This is a genomic window from Pseudomonas mendocina, assembly GCF_900636545.1.
GTDB classification, from domain to species: Bacteria; Pseudomonadota; Gammaproteobacteria; order Pseudomonadales; family Pseudomonadaceae; genus Aquipseudomonas; species Aquipseudomonas mendocina.
Map to the genome: position 1 here is coordinate 3,846,143 of NZ_LR134290.1, position 17,960 is coordinate 3,864,102.

14 protein-coding genes and 1 pseudogene are annotated in these 17,960 nt (G+C 60.6%); 9 read left to right on the forward strand and 6 right to left on the reverse strand.

Features of this window, described 5'->3' with window-relative positions:
- Nucleotides 1-2 precede the first annotated feature (2 nt).
- Entirely contained in the window at nucleotides 3-1,373 is a 1,371-nt protein-coding gene (locus tag EL191_RS17875; protein ID WP_026042254.1) for a multicopper oxidase family protein, read from the reverse strand.
- Nucleotides 1,374-1,554: 181 nt separating this feature from the next.
- Here EL191_RS17875 and EL191_RS17880 point away from each other — a divergent pair, with 181 nt between their 5' ends.
- From EL191_RS17880 to EL191_RS17890, 3 genes and pseudogenes are all read left to right on the forward strand, one after another.
- Nucleotides 1,555-2,025, forward strand: coding sequence for a hypothetical protein (locus EL191_RS17880; protein WP_041769555.1), 471 nt, complete (start codon nucleotides 1,555-1,557; stop codon nucleotides 2,023-2,025).
- Nucleotides 2,026-2,027: 2 nt separating this feature from the next.
- A complete protein-coding gene (locus EL191_RS17885; RefSeq protein ID WP_041979663.1) occupies nucleotides 2,028-2,543 on the forward strand; it encodes a hypothetical protein in 516 nt (171 codons plus the stop codon).
- Nucleotides 2,544-2,785: 242 nt separating this feature from the next.
- Nucleotides 2,786-3,016, forward strand: a pseudogene (locus tag EL191_RS17890) (transposase); the annotation flags it as partial.
- Between the two features lie 127 nt (nucleotides 3,017-3,143).
- Here EL191_RS17890 and EL191_RS17895 read toward each other — a convergent pair.
- The 3 genes from EL191_RS17895 to guaB all read right to left on the reverse strand — a co-directional run bounded on the left by EL191_RS17895 (nucleotide 3,144) and on the right by guaB (nucleotide 7,531).
- Nucleotides 3,144-4,130 (reverse strand): class I SAM-dependent methyltransferase, encoded by a 987-nt coding sequence (locus tag EL191_RS17895; RefSeq protein ID WP_162184354.1) that lies wholly within the window; start codon nucleotides 4,128-4,130, stop codon nucleotides 3,144-3,146.
- Between the two features lie 277 nt (nucleotides 4,131-4,407).
- A complete protein-coding gene (gene guaA, locus EL191_RS17900; protein ID WP_041979660.1) occupies nucleotides 4,408-5,985 on the reverse strand; it encodes a glutamine-hydrolyzing GMP synthase in 1,578 nt (525 codons plus the stop codon).
- Between the two features lie 76 nt (nucleotides 5,986-6,061).
- Nucleotides 6,062-7,531, reverse strand: coding sequence for an IMP dehydrogenase (gene guaB / locus EL191_RS17905; protein ID WP_013716835.1), 1,470 nt, complete (start codon nucleotides 7,529-7,531; stop codon nucleotides 6,062-6,064).
- A gap of 144 nt (nucleotides 7,532-7,675) precedes the next feature.
- Here guaB and EL191_RS17910 point away from each other — a divergent pair, with 144 nt between their 5' ends.
- Nucleotides 7,676-9,778 carry a TonB-dependent siderophore receptor gene (locus tag EL191_RS17910; RefSeq protein ID WP_041979659.1) on the forward strand — a complete coding sequence of 701 codons (2,103 nt, stop codon included), beginning with the start codon at nucleotides 7,676-7,678 and terminating at the stop codon, nucleotides 9,776-9,778.
- Nucleotides 9,779-9,885: 107 nt separating this feature from the next.
- On the opposite strand, the gene EL191_RS17915 is transcribed toward EL191_RS17910, so the two are convergent.
- Nucleotides 9,886-10,440 carry a hypothetical protein gene (locus EL191_RS17915; RefSeq protein WP_041979906.1) on the reverse strand — a complete coding sequence of 185 codons (555 nt, stop codon included), beginning with the start codon at nucleotides 10,438-10,440 and terminating at the stop codon, nucleotides 9,886-9,888.
- A gap of 55 nt (nucleotides 10,441-10,495) precedes the next feature.
- Nucleotides 10,496-10,963 carry a multidrug/biocide efflux PACE transporter gene (locus EL191_RS17920; RefSeq protein ID WP_013716839.1) on the reverse strand — a complete coding sequence of 156 codons (468 nt, stop codon included), beginning with the start codon at nucleotides 10,961-10,963 and terminating at the stop codon, nucleotides 10,496-10,498.
- An 88-nt stretch (nucleotides 10,964-11,051) separates the two neighbouring features.
- Between EL191_RS17920 and EL191_RS17925 the strand changes: the two genes are divergently transcribed.
- The 5 genes from EL191_RS17925 to leuA all read left to right on the forward strand — a co-directional run bounded on the left by EL191_RS17925 (nucleotide 11,052) and on the right by leuA (nucleotide 17,897).
- Nucleotides 11,052-11,969, forward strand: coding sequence for a LysR family transcriptional regulator (locus tag EL191_RS17925; protein WP_041979657.1), 918 nt, complete (start codon nucleotides 11,052-11,054; stop codon nucleotides 11,967-11,969).
- Nucleotides 11,966-13,345 (forward strand): exodeoxyribonuclease VII large subunit, encoded by a 1,380-nt coding sequence (gene xseA, locus EL191_RS17930; RefSeq protein WP_041979656.1) that lies wholly within the window; start codon nucleotides 11,966-11,968, stop codon nucleotides 13,343-13,345. Before EL191_RS17925 ends, xseA begins: the two co-directional genes overlap by 4 nt.
- 156 nt (nucleotides 13,346-13,501) lie before the next feature.
- Nucleotides 13,502-14,326, forward strand: coding sequence for a peptidoglycan DD-metalloendopeptidase family protein (locus EL191_RS17935; protein ID WP_041979654.1), 825 nt, complete (start codon nucleotides 13,502-13,504; stop codon nucleotides 14,324-14,326).
- A 308-nt stretch (nucleotides 14,327-14,634) separates the two neighbouring features.
- Nucleotides 14,635-15,891: a mechanosensitive ion channel family protein gene (locus EL191_RS17940; protein ID WP_041979653.1), complete on the forward strand. Its 1,257-nt coding sequence runs from the start codon at nucleotides 14,635-14,637 to the stop codon at nucleotides 15,889-15,891.
- Between the two features lie 335 nt (nucleotides 15,892-16,226).
- Nucleotides 16,227-17,897 carry a 2-isopropylmalate synthase gene (leuA, locus tag EL191_RS17950; RefSeq protein ID WP_041979651.1) on the forward strand — a complete coding sequence of 557 codons (1,671 nt, stop codon included), beginning with the start codon at nucleotides 16,227-16,229 and terminating at the stop codon, nucleotides 17,895-17,897.
- Nucleotides 17,898-17,960 lie beyond the last annotated feature (63 nt).

The following is a 17,960-nucleotide window of genomic DNA, read 5'->3' on the forward strand; positions in this document are numbered from 1 at the left end:
ACCTACACCACTTCGATGGCCGCCATCAGCCCCGTTTCCATATGGTCGATCACGTGACAATGGAACATCCACACCCCGGGATTATCAGCAACGAAGGCAATGCGTGCCGTCTCGTTCTTGCCCAACAGATAGGTATCGGTGAAATACGGAATGATCTTGCGTCGATCCGACCCCAGCACCTTGAAGGTCATGCCGTGCAGATGGATGGGGTGCTGATACTGCGCCATGTTGCGCAGCACGAAAACGTAGTGGCCATCCTTCTTCAGCGTGGCGATCGGGCGATCAGCGCAGGTCTTATCGTTGATGTCCCAGGCCTGGCCGTTGATCTGCCAGTACTTGTAGCTGCCGCCACGCTCGACATCGCCGGACAGCATCGCCGCCCACTCGAAGTTGAAACGCAGCGTCTCGGCGCGCGCCAGGTCCGGCTCGGCAATCGGGTTGGCCGGCAGTGGCGGCGGCCAGTCACCGGCGGCTTCGCTACTGGCGACACCTTTCAAGGTGGCCAGGCGCAGCGGACCATTGCGTAGCGACAACGCCTCGCCGGCAGATGGCACCTTCAGCGCCAGGTCGATGCGCATGCCCGGCCCCAGCCAGTACTCCTTGCCCAATGGCCGCGGCTGCACTGGATTGCCATCCAGCGCATAGATGCGCGCCTCACCGCCAGGCAGGTTGAGGCGGTAGGTGATGGTGTTGTCGACATTGATCAGGCGCAGCCGCACCACCTGCCCTTCCGGCAGCTCCAAGGTCGGATTGGGCTCGCCGTTGATGGTGGTCAGTCGTCCGCGCGTACCTTCGCGCGCCGCCTGGCGCGGCACCAGAAATTCGGTGAAGGCGCCCTGCTCGTCGATGTGCCAGGTCTTCAGGCTCAGCGTGCGCTCATGGCGGAAGCCGGTCGGCTCGCGCTCCTCGACGATCAGCGGCCCGACCAGACCACGCCCCAGTTGCTCGGCGCTGGCGGTATGCGGGTGGTACCAGAAGCTGCCGGCGTCATGGCAGATGAAGTCGTAGTCGAAATACTCGCCTGGCAGCACCGGAGCCTGGGAGACATAGGGCACGCCGTCCATCTCCAGCGGCAGGCGGATGCCATGCCAGTGAATGGTGCTTTGCACGTCCAGCTTATTGATGAAGCGCACTCGCAGGCGCTCGCCTTGGCGGCAACGCAGCTCCACCCCAGGCGCCTGGCCACCATAGCCCCAGGCCTGCGTCACATGCCCCGGTACCAGTTCCAGATCAAGCGGCGCGGCGATCAGCTCGTAATCGTGCGTGGCAACATTCTCCGGGCGCCCCAGCCAATAGCGCACGCCACCAGCACCCAGCCCGGCCACACCCAGCCCAACCAAACCGGCCAGCACCTGTCTGCGGGTAAACGACATCTTCATCCTCGGCAATCCGTGAGCAGACTCAACTGCACTATCTTCTCATTTTCACGAACAGCCCGACGAGCACCTTGGCAAGACAAATTGCCGCGGCACCCAATGCGAGATTGTCGCCCAGATGGGAAGCCGCCGACCGGTATAGAATCGCCGGGCACTTCACAGGAACGTTTACCTGAACATGGACAGTTTCTTTTTCGACACCCCCTTGGCCATCATGACGGTCGCGATAACCCCCATGCTTTTGCTCATGTGGATCGGGCTCATGGCAGCGTTTGGGGAAATGATCTGGACTGACTGCTACCGGTTGAGCCGCCCACACGACATCGTAAAAGCGGCGATCATCGATCAGAAGCTCGTCAACGCGCGCATCAGCGTTGGCAAAACCACAATGGTCAGTCTCAAACCGGTCTATCGCCTGCGTTACGAGTACGAACAGCGCGCCTACGAAGTGGAGCATCTTGTGCTCAATCAGGAGCATGTCGAGCTCGATCGGCAGGCCGGTACCTTTCTGCTCTACGTTCCCAAAGCGAACCCGGCCGATGCCACTCCCGAAGCTCCTAGTGCTGCATCGCCCTTTGCGGCGATCATGCTGATGATCATGGGCTACATGATCTGGGAAGCCGCGCCAACGCTGCTGACAGGACTCTGAGCATGATCGTGGTATTCATCCTACTCGGTGGCCTTCTGTGGCTGATCAGCCTGCTGCTTTCCGCCTTTTCCGCCTGGGGCTTGTACAAGCTGGCGCAACTGCTGTGGAAAAAAATCCGCCGGGCCTTACTGCGCCCAGGTACGGCGCAAATCACCTCTTACGAAGTCTTCGCTCCAGACCCCGAGGATATTCACGTCCAGGACACCCGCCCGCATATCCGCCTCGAGTTGGACTGTGAGCGCCGTGGACAGCACTTTCAGATATCCCTCGGCCCATTGACCTGCGAGGAGCTGTTCCCCGCTCTGGACCTACCCGCGCATCATGTCGCCTGCTGGCTGAGCGATGAGGACTGGCGCCAGTTGCTGGAAGATCGCTGGATCACCATCGCCTGCGACTGGCAGCAGCGCAAAGCGATACTCACCAGCCAGATTCGTCAGGACAGGCGCATCCTGCTGATCAGCTTTCTGAGCGTTAGCCTATTCGCACTCACCGCCATTCTGTCTCTGCTGCAACGCTAAAGCATGCGGACATGAAAAGCCGGCCTAAGCCTATTTTTTCATTGAGCGCGACGAGATCATTCCCTCGCCATGGTCGCTGGCTGCGCCCATAACGACGAATGCGCTTTTTTACAGTTGGGGCCTAGGTCGGTTCGCTCACTGTTCCTTTGCCAACCGTAGAGCAAGGAGACCTAGATATCGAGCCGTTCAGTGCCAGCTCGTTCAACCATATCTCTTCGGTTTCTCAGCAGCAGTGGTGGCTGCGAAACAATCCGCTCTACAAAGACAGACGCAAGATTGAGAAAGCCAAGCCCCAAGTGCGCGCCAAGGTAGAACACCCGTTATGGGTGATCAAGCAGCCGTTTGGTCATGTAAAAACACGCTTCCGAGGCTTGGCGAAGAACACGACTCAGCTGATGACCTTGCTTGCCCTGGCGACCCAATGGATGGCGCACCGAAATTTGCTGACTACCGCAGGAGAGGTACGCCTGTAATACAGAGGATCGCTGCCACGCAATGCTCGCGGCGGCTAAAACTCAGAAATAAGGTACAGCCCGACCGATTTACATTGGGTGCCACTTTCAAAATCGGCAGAGATCGAAATCACTCAGAAAGATAGAGTTACTTCAGACCACCCTTAACTAACACGCAAAACAAATTATAATTACCACCTGACAAGTAAATATCGCGCTTATAACCAAAACGCAACAATGAGCGCCTTACAAACGCCATCAAACCTAAGTCGACAAGACAGGTAAGCAGTCTGCTCTTGATCTGCGCCTTCCAAGACCGCTCACTAAGATCAACAATAAAATTGCTATCCGATGGAAAACCGAGTTGCTGGTAATGGTAAACCGAAAGACCACTTTTACGACACAACTCCGACACAGCACCACTCGTCAGATACTGCATATGTTCCAAGTCGACACGCAGAGCAATCTTGCGATCATCATTCGCGATAGCGTCCCCGTTCGGAGTCCATATTAAGATCTTGCCGCCGTTATCAAGCAACTCGCACAAAGCAGAGATGAGCTGATTAGGGTCCAGCAGGTGCTCAATCACATCATTCAAAACAATGAGATCGAATTTTTCATCGATGGTTTTCAACACATCGATGCCACCCAAGGAAACAGATTCAAGGCCGAGTTGGTGGCAGATCGAAACCGCAGCATGATCAAACTCAACACCTGCAACAGAAGCACCCAGTCGTTTTGCTTGATACAGGAACTCTCCTAGACCACAGCCGAAATCAAGCACCCTATATTCTGCACCTGACTTGGAGGGCATATCCTTTACAAGAAAACTCAACCTTGGATCGGATAGCGGATCCAAAACATCCAACTCGGACTTTATATTCTCAACACCACCACCTATACGCCCGGCAAAATGCGCAATATGGTAAGAACTATAAAAATCGTTGAGCAAACCTTCGGAGGGCGCCGGAGAGACATAATAACAACCACACGTCGAACAACTTAATACAGAACACTTATCAGGACGAATGTAAGATGGCTCAGCCCCGATCGCGCCACAGAAAGGGCAGTCTCTACTCTCAAAACGAGAAAAATCCCAATTTATTGTTCGCTGATCGAGAGGTTCGAGAATCATTGCATTTCCTTTTGAGTCCGAAGCCCAAGCATGTGAAAACCAAACAACTATGCTGATGCTACTCCAACACGAGGCTCTGCGGCTCGAAAAGCATAACTCACTGACATCATTCATGCCCCGGCAGAAGAACTGTAAGCAGGCGCACCAAGCCTTATGATCGCAGCGAGCAAGAATATCAATTGATGCCCAGTGGCAACATCAACATCATCTAGGATGATGTTTTCAAACATCCAAGAAAAAACCGGCCTAAGCCGGTTTTTCATGTAGCACTGCGGGATCACTCCCACTCAATGGTCGCTGGCGGCTTGCTCGACACGTCGTACGTGACGCGGGAGATGCCGTCGATTTCGTTGATGATGCGGCCGCTGATGGTTTCCAGCAGCTCGTAGGGCAGGTGCGCCCAGCGAGCGGTCATGAAGTCCACGGTTTCCACGGCGCGCAGCGCGACGACCCAGGCGTAGCGGCGGCCGTCACCGACGACGCCGACCGATTTCACCGGCTGGAACACCACGAACGCCTGGCTGGTCTTGTGGTACCAGTCAGCCTTGCGCAGTTCTTCGATGAAGATGTGGTCGGCGCGACGCAGGATGTCGGCGTATTCCTTCTTCACTTCGCCAAGGATGCGCACGCCCAGACCCGGGCCCGGGAACGGGTGGCGGTAGACCATGTCGTAGGGCAGGCCCAGCTCCAGGCCGATCTTGCGCACTTCGTCCTTGAACAGTTCACGCAGCGGCTCGACCAGCTTGAGGTTCATTTCCTCCGGCAGGCCACCGACGTTGTGGTGGCTCTTGATCACGTGAGCCTTGCCGCTCTTGGCGCCAGCCGACTCGATCACGTCCGGATAGATGGTGCCTTGGGCGAGGAACTTGATGTTCGGCAGCTTGCTGGCCTCGGCATCGAACACGTCGATGAAGGTGCGGCCGATGATCTTGCGCTTCTTCTCCGGGTCGGCTTCGCCGGCCAGGTTACTGAGGAACTGCTCTTCGGCGTTGGCGCGGATCACCTTGACGCCCATGTTCTCGGCGAACATGGCCATCACCTGATCACCTTCGTGCAGGCGCAGAAGACCGTTGTCGACGAACACGCAGGTCAGTTGATCGCCGATGGCCTTGTGCAGCAGCGCCGCGACCACCGAGGAGTCCACACCGCCGGACAGGCCGAGCAGCACATTGGCGTCGCCGACCTGAGCACGCACGGCAGCGATGGCGTCTTCGACGATGTTGGCCGGAGTCCACAGGGCTTCGCAGCCAGCGATTTCCAGCACGAAGCGCGACAGAATGCGACCGCCCTGCTTGGTGTGGGTCACTTCCGGGTGGAATTGCACGCCGTAGTAGTGGCGGGCGTCGTCGCACATCGCGGCGATCGGGCAGCTCGGGGTGCTGGCGAGAATGTGGAAGCCTTCCGGCAGGCGGGTGACCTTGTCGCCGTGGCTCATCCACACGTCGAGGCCCAGCACGCCGTCGGCGTCGACATGATCTTCGATACCTGCCAGCAGCTCGCTCTTGCCAACCACGTCGACACGGGCGTAGCCGAACTCACGCAGGTCGGAGCCTTCCACCTTGCCGCCGAGCTGCTCGGCCATGGTCTGCATGCCGTAGCAGATGCCCAGCACCGGCACATTCAGGTCGAACACGGCCTGCGGGGCGCGCGGGCTATTGGCTTCGTGCACCGACTCCGGACCGCCGGCGAGGATGATGCCGCGCGGAGCGAAGGCACGGATGTCCTCGTCGCTCATGTCCCAGGGGTGCAGCTCGCAATAGACGCCGATCTCGCGAACGCGGCGGGCGATCAGTTGGGTGTACTGGGAACCGAAGTCCAGAATGAGGATGCGGTGGGCGTGAATGTCGTGGGCCATGGCCGTCTCTCGTAGGTATTCACAAATGACACGGGGCTGATCGAACAGCCCCGTTATTCATATAAAGTGCGGCGAATCAACCAACTCTGTAGTTGGGAGCCTCTTTGGTGATCTGCACGTCATGGACATGCGACTCAGCCATGCCGGCACCGGTGATGCGCACGAACTCGGGCTTGGTGCGCATCTCTTCGATGGTGGCGCAGCCGGTGTAGCCCATGGAGGCACGCAAGCCGCCCATCAACTGGTGAACGATGGCCGCCATCGCGCCCTTGTAAGGCACACGACCTTCGATGCCTTCCGGCACCAGCTTCTCGGCACCAGCCGAGGAATCCTGGAAGTAACGGTCGCTCGAACCTTGCGCCTGCGCCATGGCGCCCAGCGAGCCCATGCCGCGGTAGGCCTTGTAGGAACGGCCCTGGAACAATTCCACTTCGCCCGGTGCCTCTTCGGTGCCGGCCAGCATGGAGCCGATCATTACGGCGGAAGCGCCAGCGACGATGGCCTTGGACAGGTCACCGGAGAAACGGATACCACCGTCAGCGATCAGCGGCACACCGGTGCCAGCCAGCGCGGCAGCAACATTGGCCACGGCGCTGATCTGCGGAACGCCGACACCGGCGACGATACGGGTGGTGCAGATCGAACCTGGGCCGATGCCGACTTTGACGCCGTCGGCACCCGCCTCGACCAGCGCCTTGGCAGCGGCGCCGGTGGCGATGTTGCCGCCGATCACCTGGACTTCCGGGAAGTTCTCCTTGACCCAGCGTACGCGGTCGATCACGCCCTTAGAGTGGCCGTGGGCGGTGTCGACGATGATCACGTCGACACCAGCGTTGACCAGAGCAGCAACGCGGTCACCCGTGTCGGCACCAGTGCCGACGGCAGCACCAACACGCAGGCGGCCTTGGTCGTCCTTGCTGGCCAGCGGGTAGGCCTTGGCCTTCTCGATGTCCTTGACGGTCATCATGCCCTTGAGGGTGAAGGCGTCGTCGACGATCAGTACTTTCTCGATGCGGTGCTTGTGCAGCAACTCGCGCACGGTTTCCTTGGTGGCGCCTTCCTTGACGGTGACCAGGCGCTCTTTCGGCGTCATCACATCACGCACCAGGGCGTCCAGACGGTTCTCGAAGCGCACGTCGCGGGAGGTGACGATGCCCACCAGGTCACCGTTGGACAGCACCGGTACGCCAGAGATGTTGTTCTGACGAGTCAGCTCGAACAGGTCACGCACGGTGGCGTCGGCCTCGATGGTGATCGGGTCCTTGACTACGCCAGCCTCGAACTTCTTGACCTTGCGCACTTCGGCAGCCTGCTGCTCGATGGTCATGTTCTTGTGGATGATGCCGATGCCGCCTTCCTGCGCCATGGCGATGGCCAGACGAGCCTCGGTAACCGTGTCCATTGCAGCGGACAGCAGCGGGATATTCAGTTCGATACCGCGCGTCAGGCGGGTCTTGAGGCTGACATCCTTGGGCAGAACCTCGGAATAACCGGGAATGAGCAGGACGTCGTCGAAAGTGAGTGCTTCTTGGCTGATGCGCAGCATGGCGGGCTCCCGAGCGGGAAAATAAGAAGCGCGGCATTATACCCAGCGTCCTCACCGCACTCAATGCAAAGTGTGTCTCTAGGCAGGCATGCTGCGAAACACATAAAATAATGATTCTCAAAAACACTTGCACTTGAGTGCCAAATGAAATCCAACCGTTCTTCTCTGAGCAGTCGGCGCGCCGCTCTGCTTACCCTTTGCCTGCTGCCAGCCAGCACGTTGCTTGCCCAGGAACTGGAACTACCCAGCCAGGAGGTGCTCGCCAAGCCCACCATCGAAGACGACGGCTACCAGGCCAAACGTGCCAGTACGGCCAGCAAATCTTCCGTGGCGCTCAGGGATGAAGCACAGTCGGTCCAAGTGGTGACACCCAAGACCATCGAGGATTTTCAGGTCAGGTCGCTGGATGAGGCGATGAAGTTCGTCAGCGGTGTCAGCCAGAGCAATACACTGGGCGGCACGCAGGACGGCTTCGTCAAACGCGGTTTTGGTGCCAATGCCGATGGTTCGATCCTGCGCGATGGCATTCGCTCCAGCCTCTCGCGCAACTTCAGCGCCACCACCGAGCGCGTGGAAGTGCTCAAGGGCCCGGCCTCACTACTGTACGGCGCACTGGAGCCGGGCGGACTGATCAACGTCATCAGCAAGAAACCTCAGTACCAATGGGGTACACGCTTAGATGCAGACAGTTCAAGCTTTGGCGGTGGCAGTCTGGCAGTCGACGTCACTGGTCCGATTGCCGACAGCGGTCTGGCGTTTCGCCTGATCGCCGAGCGCCAGCACGAAGATTACTGGCGTAACTTCGGCGAAGAAGAACACAGTTTGATCGCGCCTTCGCTGAGCTGGGAAGGCGAGCGCCTGCGCCTCAATCTCGCCTATGAATACAAGGAATACAGCACCCCGGTGGATCGCGGCACAGTGATCATCAATGGCAAGCCGGCCAAGGTTTCCTATAACGACCGTTTCGGCGAAAGCTGGTCGAGGGCCAAAGGTATCGACGAACTGCTCACTGCCACCGCCGAATACCAGCTCACCGATCAATGGTCCACTCGCCTCACCTACGGCTGGAACAACGAGCGATACGACTATGCCGAGGCACGACCTAACGCACTGAACGCCAATACCGGCGACATGAGCCGTCGCTCCGATGGCAGCGAGCACGACAACCAAACCCAGTACCTGGCCTGGGACTGGATCAGTAACGCCAGCCTGTTCGGTCAGCGCCACGACCTGCTGATCGGCGCCGACACCGAGCGAGTCGACAATTTCCGCGGCGATACCTGGCGCGGAGCAGCAGTGGGCGGCTTCAATATCTACAACCCGGCGTACGGCAACCTCGCACCACCATCGACGCTCAATCCAGCGCAGAGCGACCGCAGCGACGAGCTGCACTCGCGATCGATCTACGCAAAGGACAACTGGCATCTGAACGATCAGTGGATCGCGGTGTTCGGTGGTCGCTACCAGCGTTTCGAGCAACTCGTGGAACAAGGTCGCGACACGACCTATACCCGCCCCACCGACCGAACCGATACCACCTTCCTGCCATTTGGTGGTCTGGTGTTCCAGCTCAACGATCAAGTGGCCTTCTATGGCAACTACAGCCGCTCCTTCGTGCCCAATGCCTCGGACGCCGATACTGGCCAGGCATTCGATCCCGAAGAAGGGCGCAGCTACGAGCTGGGCGTGAAACTCGATCTGCCTCAAGGCATCGGTGCCAGCCTGGCGCTATTCGATATCGAGAAGGAAAACGTGGTCGTCAGCAACATCAACGTCTCCGAGGCAGCCGGAAAGGTCGGTTCCCGCGGTGTAGAACTGGATATAACCGGGCGCCTGAGCGAACGCTGGGAGCTGCTCGGCAGCTACGCCTACACCGATACGGAAATCCTCAACGACCCCGCCAACAAAGGCAACGAACTGGTCAACGCCGCGCGTAACATCGCCAGCTTCTATATCGTTCATCACCTGAGCCTGCCCGAGGACTTCGGTCAGTGGCGGCTGGGTGGTGGCGCACGGTACGTGGGCGAGCGTGCCGGCGACAATGCCAACAGTTTCTGGCTGGACAGCTACACCGTAGCCGATGCCTTTATCAGTTGGGACAGCCAGTTGGTGGGCGAGAAAACGCGCCTACAACTGAACGTGCGCAACCTGTTCGACGAGCGCTACTACCCGTCCAGCGGTGGCAACCTGCGCGTTGCCGTGGGCGAACCACGCGAAGTGCGTCTGTCGGCCAGCGTCGAGTTCTGAACTTATCCCGATGGCAACTGCTGAGCGCCTGTGGGAAGCCCTTCAGCAGCGACTGAAAACAGCACAAGTCGCGGCTAAAGCCCCTCCCACAATCGGCTGAGAACTGCTCAAGCCGGATCGTCTACTCGCACCTGCCGCACGGCAAAGCCCAGGCGTTCACCGAATTCCTCGACGAACGCCGGGCGCAGGCCAGCTTCTGCCCAGCCGTTGAAGATGAAGCCCAGGTTGGAAAACCCACAGGGCTGCAGGAACAGGAAACCGTTAATGTCGTCCTCATGCCCGCATTCCGGGCAGGTGAAGTTGTCGGTTTCCCCCGGCCACCACACTTCCAGGCTGTCGAACAGCGGCACGCCCACCTCACGCCGGCATTCAGCGCAACCCGCTTCTTCGAGAAAGCCGCGCGTCGGCACATAGATACAGCGATTGGTGATGATCTCCAGACCGTTGTGCGGCTGGCCATAGGGCAACAACTCGGGACGCTGGGCGACACGCCGAGCGCCTGAGCCGATGGCATAGGCCATACCGTTGCCACCCTGACCACAGGTAGTCGGCAGTGCCTCGACGATTTCCCGTTTCGCCAGCCAGCGCAGCATGGCCTGGGCCTTTTGCTCGTGAGCGAGAAGCGTGGATATCTGCGGGACGAGGATCAGTTGCGCGGTCATGGTCTGCGGGGGCTGGCAAATAAAGAGCGGCAGCTTAGGCGCTGCTGCCAGCAAATCAAGCCCCACGACAAACCGCAGCAGCCGCTTGCACCTCACGGCGGGCGACCCAGCGAGCACGCAGCACATCGTAGATCCAGTTGAATACGAGGGCGTAGAGCAGAAAGAACAGAATCAATCCTATATCCATCAGCAGTGCCTCGAGCAGACCAATCGACAGCCACCAGGCTGCCAGCGGCACCAGCATGACCACCAGGCCGCCCTCGAACAGCAACGCGTGGCAAACCCGCACCCACAGGCCACGCTCGAAGCCCAGCCGCGCCTGTGCGCGGTCGAACAGATAGTTGAACAGCATGTTCCACAACATGGCGACGATGGAGAACATCAAGGTTAAAAGCCCCAGATGCATCAGGGGTTTATCCATGAGCCAGGCCAAAGCAGGCGCACAGATGAGCATGGCGATGATCTCGAAAGCCAGGGCGTGACCGATGCGCTCGCGCAGGGAGCGCGACAACGGCTGAGTCATGAGACGAACCTCGTGATGAGTGACGATGAGCGCTATGATCATCGGCATATCAGGCAACTAAAAGGCAGCAGCCATCGGCTTAACCGATATGAATACTTCACTCGAAGCACTCCAGGCCTTCGCTCAAGCCGCCAATTGCGGTTCGCTGAGCGCCGCCGCACGGCGTCTGGGCAAGAGCCAGTCGACCATCAGCGAAGCGGTGGCGCGCCTGGAAATCGATCTGGGCGTGACCCTGTTCGAGCGCGGCCCGCGCACGCTGCAACTGACCGAGGCGGGCAGCAACCTGCTGGCCCATGCCGAAGAGGTGCTCAGCGCCAGCGACCGCCTGGCAAGGCATGCAGCACGCCTGGCAAACGGCCAGGAAGCGAAATTGACCCTGGCCCTCTCGGACGCCTACCAACCCAAGCAGTATCAGGCTCGCCTGGTGGAACTGGATCAGCGCTTTCCCGACCTGGAATTCGAGTGCCTGATCGCCGAGCACGCCGACGTGCTGGATCTGGTCAACCAGGGCCGTGCACACCTGGGCCTGCTGGCCGCACAGCCGTCCTACCCGCCCGACATCGCCCATGCCAGTGTCCCCGGCAACGCCGAGTTCGGCCTGTTCGTGGCGCGGGAACATCCGCTGGCAAAGCTGCAATCGGTCACCACGGAGGATCTGGCCAACTGGCGCGTTCTGCGCCTGACCAGCGTGGCCACCAGTGAAATGCCGTCCGACGATCTACCTAGCAGCGGCGGCCGCTGCTGGTCAGCACCGGACTTCATCCTGCTGCTGGAGATGGCAGCACTCGGCTTCGGCTGGGCGGAACTGCCGCGAGAGCTGGTTACCAACCATGGCAACGGGCTGCTGCACGAACTGCCAATGCCCGGCTGGCCAAGACACGCTCGGGTCGATGTGGTGTGGTCGCGTCAGCGCGAACTGCGCCCGGTAGCCGCCTGGCTGCTGGAGCGCCTGCTCGATGATGCGGTCGCGCCTGCCGACGAGTCCGCTTATCATGCCGCCCCATGATCAAGGATCCCTTCGCACGCCTGAACCTCGACCGTGAGGTGCTGAGCGTCAGCCAACTCAACAACCGCGCACGCCTGCTGCTGGAGGACGTATTCACCGGTATCTGGGTCGAGGGCGAAATATCCAACCTCGCCCGTCCGGCCTCCGGCCACATCTACTTCACCCTGAAAGACAGCCAGGCTCAGGTGCGTTGCGCACTGTTCCGGCAGAACGCGGCACGGGTACGCCAGGCGTTGCGCGATGGCCTGGCGGTGAAGGTACGCGGCAAGGTCTCGTTATTCGAGGGCCGTGGCGACTACCAGTTGATTCTCGATGCTGTCGAGCCGGCCGGCGACGGCGCCCTGCGCCTGGCCTTCGAAGCGCTGAAGGAGAAACTCGGCGCCGAAGGCTTGTTCGCAACCGAGCGCAAGATCGCCCTGCCCGCCCATCCCAAGCGCATCGGCATCGTCACCTCGCCCACCGGCGCGGTGATCCGCGACATCATCAGCGTGTTCCGCCGCCGCGCGCCGCAGGTGGTGCTGAACCTGATCCCCACCGCAGTACAGGGCCGTGATGCCACCGCGCAGATCGTCCGCGCCCTGCAACGCGCTGACGCGCTGGGCTTCGATGCGCTGATCCTGGCCCGCGGCGGTGGCTCGCTGGAAGACCTCTGGTGTTTCAACGAGGAAGCCGTGGCCCGTGCCGTAGCTGGCTGCATCACCCCCATCGTCAGCGCCGTGGGTCACGAGACGGATGTGTCCATCGCCGACTTCGTCGCCGACGTACGGGCACCGACGCCATCGGCGGCCGCCGAACTGCTGGCTCCGGACAGCAGCGAACTGGTACAGCGCCTGCACAACCTGCAGCGTCGCCTGGTCCTGCACATGCAAGGTCGCCTGGCCCGCGAACGCCTGCGCCTGGAAGGAACGAGCAAACGCCTGCGCCACCCTGGCGAACGCCTGCGCCAGCAGGCCCAACGTCTGGACGATCTGGACATGCGCCTGCGCCGCGCCTTCAACCAGCAGTTGGCCAATCAGCGCGAGCGCCTGGCCCGCCTCGATGCGCGTCTTGCCGCGCAGCATCCGGGCCGGGGTCTGGCCCTGCTGCGGCAACGCCTGGATGGCCTGGCCGCACGCTTGCCGCGGGCCATGCAGGCACAACTGCGCAGCCAGCGCCAACAACTGGGCGCAGTCGCCGCACAACTGCAGATCGTCAGTCCGCTGGCCACCTTGGGCCGCGGCTACAGCATCCTCCTCGACGAACGCGGCCAGGCCGTGCGCAGCGCCGCGCAAACCCAGCCGGGCCAGCGCCTCAAGGCGCGCCTGAGCGAGGGCGAGCTGGACGTGCGCGTCGAAGACAACCATATACAACCGGCGACCCTGTCGCTGTTGGACTAACAGTTGGTAGGGTGGGCGGTCGGGCAGCGCTCCGTTTCAGCCCCCCTACCGTTCAACAAAACGAGAACAGCTCTGGAAGGCTGGACGAGAGACCGACGCCGATCCGCTTTTACGTTCAGCGTCCGGCCTTCAGCGTTCTTTTCCTATAGGACTTTTATGCGCCCACTGATCTTTCTGCTTGCCTTCTGTCTTGCCCTGCCCGCCCATGCCGAAGGTTTCATCACCCGCCTGCTGAACAAGCCGGTGCCGGGCGGCGTGGCGGTGGTCGATCTGGGCAACCCGGCGCAGGCGCCCAAAGTGCGCTATCAGGGTAAGCCGGTACTGACCGTGCACGAAGACGGCCAACGCTGGATCGCCATAGTCGGCATCCCACTCAGCATCAAGCCAGGTACTCAACAGGTCGAGGTCGAGGACGGTGGCCGCCTGACCTTCCAGGTCGGCGCCAAGCACTACGCCGAGCAGCGCATCACCATCAAGAACCAGCAGCAGGTCAACCCCAACGCTGCCAACCTGAAACGCATCGAGCGCGAGCTGGCCGAGCAGACCCGTGCCTACCAGCAGTTCAGCGCGCGCCAGCCGAGCAACCTGTTGTTCGACAAACCGGTCAACGGCCCGCTGTCCAGCCCGTTCGGCCTGCGCCGTTTCTTCAACGGCGAGGAGCGCAACCCACATTCGGGCCTGGACTTCGCCGCCAACCGCGGCACGCCGATCAAGGCCCCCGCGGCCGGCAAGGTGATCCTGATCGGCGACTATTTCTTCAACGGCAAGACGGTGTTTCTCGACCATGGCCAGGGGCTGATCAGCATGTTCTGCCACCTGTCCGAGATCGACGTGAAGCTAGGCGACGAGATCAAGCGCGGTGGCCATGTCGGCAAGGTCGGCGCCACCGGACGCGCCACCGGCCCGCACCTTCATTGGAACGTCAGCCTTAACGATGCGCGGGTTGATCCAGCGATCTTCATCGGTGCGTTCAAGCCCTGAACGCATCACCCCGCTGCGCGCGGCCGTTAATCCCCGATACAAGGGCAAAAAGCAGGTCGCGGACAACTCCGCTCCAACGAGTGCAGGTGCTACCTGCAAGGCTGAATCTGTGGAGCGAACTTGCCCGCGAACGATCACAGCCCCGACCAACGCGCAGCACTCAGCGATAGAACCGGCAGCATAGATAGCGGCAAGTCCCGCCCCACCGCTTTGGCCACGTCATGCAACTTTGCTAAGGTACGGCCGCCCAAACGGCCGGAAAGCACAATTTTCTCGCTACTTTTGCCACAGCCGACTCGGAGCCGGATATGCCGAATGAGCTCAACACCTGGATGGAGTGGCTGGAACACCAGCCCCAACTGCTCACCTTCACTGCCACCCTGGGCCTGATAATCGCCGCCTGGCTGTCGAACTGGATCGTCAAGCGCATTCTGGTACGCGCCATCTATCGCGTGGTGGGTGCGACCGCGCTTGGTCGCCACGGTCAGATCAAGGAAAGTGGCATCATCAAGCGCCTGTCCAACATCGTGCCGGCATTGGTGCTGTCCAGCGGCGTAGTCCTGGTACCCGGCCTGCCCGCTGCCGTGGTGGAAGTAACGCGCAACGTTTGCGGCGCCTTCGTGGTGCTGACCATCGCCCTGGCCATCGGCGCCTTGCTGGATATCCTCAACACGCTCTACCAACGTCGCCCCAATGCTCACCTGAAGCCGATCAAGGGCTATCTGCAGGTGATCAAGATCGCCATTTTCGCCATCGCCACGATCCTCATGGTGGCCGCGCTGATCGACCGCTCGCCGCTGATCCTGCTGTCCGGCCTCGGTGCCATGGCTGCAGTGCTGATGCTGATCTTCCAGGACACCCTGCTCTCGCTGGTGGCCAGCGTGCAGATTTCCTCCAGCGACATCATCCGCGTCGGTGACTGGGTGGAAATGCCCCAGCTCAATGCCGATGGCGATGTGATCGACATCGCCCTGCATACGGTCAAGGTGCAGAACTGGGACAAGACCATCACCACCATCCCAACCAAGCGCTTCATCACTGACCCATTCAAGAACTGGCGTGGCATGCAGGAATCCGGTGGCCGTCGGATCAAGCGAGCGCTGTATCTGGATCAGACCAGCGTGCACTTTCTCAGCGATGAGGAGATCGCTCGCCTGCGCCGTTTCATGCTGCTCGACGAATACCTGGACCGTAAGGATCAGGAGCTGCAGGACTGGAACACCAAGCTGGCCGAGTACGGCAAGGACCCGGTCAACACGCGCCGTATCACCAACATCGGCAGCTTCCGCGCCTACGTCGAGCACTACCTGCGTCACAACCCCAACATCCACCAGAACATGACGCTGCTGGTACGCCAGCTCAGCCCGACCGCCGACGGCCTGCCGCTGGAAATCTACTGTTTCACCAATACAGTGGCGTGGAATGCTTACGAAGGGATCCAATCCGACATCTTCGATCACCTGCTGGCCATCCTCCCCGAGTTCGGCCTGCGCGTATTCCAGCACCCGAGCGGTGCGGACATGCGCGAGCTGCGTCCCAACCTGGTTGCTCACGATCCCGCGTGACGCATAAGGCGAAGGCCGGACATACCGGCCTTCGAACCTTCAAACCCTCCGCGCAATATTCCTTCAAAGAGAAAACAAAAAGCGCTATTAAACATCGCTCAGAAGCGTCCAGAGATTGTTCCTACCAATTTTCACGCAATGCTTGCCAGCCTTCATCAAGAACACTAGGGTTGGCCTCATGAACATCGCACATACCCTCATTTTGCTAAGGCAACATCGCTGCCTCCGCCTGGTCAGCCCGCGACTGCGGGGCTGAATCTTTGTGGCCATCCGGTCACTGTCGACTGCCCGATTTCGTTTCCCAGACAAGGCGTCTGGACCCAAGGATTTTCACCATGACCATGCTCAAAGACCCATCCAAGAAGTACCGCCCCTTCACTCAGATCCAGATCCCGGATCGCACCTGGCCGGACAATATCATCGACAAGGCGCCGATCTGGCTGTCCACTGACCTGCGTGACGGCAACCAGTCGCTGATCGAGCCGATGGATGCCGACAAGAAGATGCGCTTCTTCAAGTGCCTGGTGGCCGTGGGCCTGAAGGAAATCGAAGTAGGCTTTCCGTCCGCCTCGCAGACCGACTTCGACTTCGTGCGTGAGCTGATCGAAGGCGGCCATATCCCGGACGACGTGACCATCCAGGTGCTGACCCAGGCCCGTGACGACCTCATCGAGCGCACCTTCGAGTCGCTGAAAGGTGCCAAGAAGGCCATCGTCCACTATTACAACGCTTGCGCACCGAGCTTCCGCAAGATCGTCTTCAACCAGGACAAGGCCGGTGTGAAAGCCATCGCCGTGGCCGCGGGCACTACCATCAAGCGCCTGGCCGCTGCCGCGCCGGAAACCCAGTGGGGCTTCGAATATTCGCCGGAAGTGTTCAGCAGCACCGAAATCGACTTCGCCGTCGAGGTGTGCAACGCGGTGATCGACGTGTTCCAGCCGACCCCGGCCAACCCGCTGATCCTCAACCTGCCGGCCACCATCGAGTGCGCCACGCCGAACAACTACGCCGACCAGATCGAGTGGTTCGGCCGCAATGTGAACAAGCGCGACAGCGTGCTGATCAGCGTGCACACCCATAACGACCGTGGCACCGGTGTCGCCGCTTCCGAGCTGGCCGTCATGGCCGGTGCCGATCGCGTCGAAGGTTGCCTGTTCGGCAACGGCGAGCGCACCGGCAACGTCTGCCTGGTGACCTTGGCGCTGAACCTCTACACCCAAGGCGTCGATCCGGAGCTGGACTTCTCCGACATCGATGCCGTACGCAAGGTGGTCGAGGACTGCAACCAGATTCCGGTACACCCGCGCCACCCGTACGTCGGTGACCTGGTACACACCGCATTCTCCGGCTCCCACCAGGATGCCATCCGCAAGGGCTTCGCCCAGCAGAAGGACGATGCGCTGTGGGAAGTGCCGTACCTGCCGATCGACCCGGCCGACATTGGCCGCGATTACGAGGCGGTGATCCGTGTGAACAGCCAGTCGGGCAAGGGCGGCATCACCTTCCTGCTTGAGCAGGAATACGGCATCAGCCTGCCACGCCGCATGCAGATCGAGTTCAGCCAGGTGGTGCAGCGTGAAACCGACCGCCTCGGCCTGGAGATGACTGCCGCGCAGATCTACCAACTGCTCGAAACCGAGTATCTGCAGGCGCGCAGCCCCTATGCGCTGAAAGGCCATCGCCTGCAGGAAGAGAACGGCACCAGCGCAGTAGACGTAGAAGTTGTCGAAGGTGGTGAGAACCATCACTGGCGTGGCATCGGCAAGGGCCCGCTGGAAGCGCTGGCCGCAGCGCTGCCGGTTGCCATCGAGGTCATGGACTACAGCGAACACGCCATCGGCGCCGGTGCCAACGCCAAGGCTGCGGCGTACATCGAGCTGCGCGTCAACGGCGGCCGCGCCCTGCACGGCATCGGCATCGACGAGAATCTGACCACTGCCAGCTTCCGTGCCCTGTTCAGTGCACTGAACCGCGCCCTGAGCCAGACCGAATCGCAAGCAGCCTGAACCGACAGCGCTGAATGCAAAACGCCGGGCAATGCCCGGCGTTTTTCTGTGCATGAAGTAGCC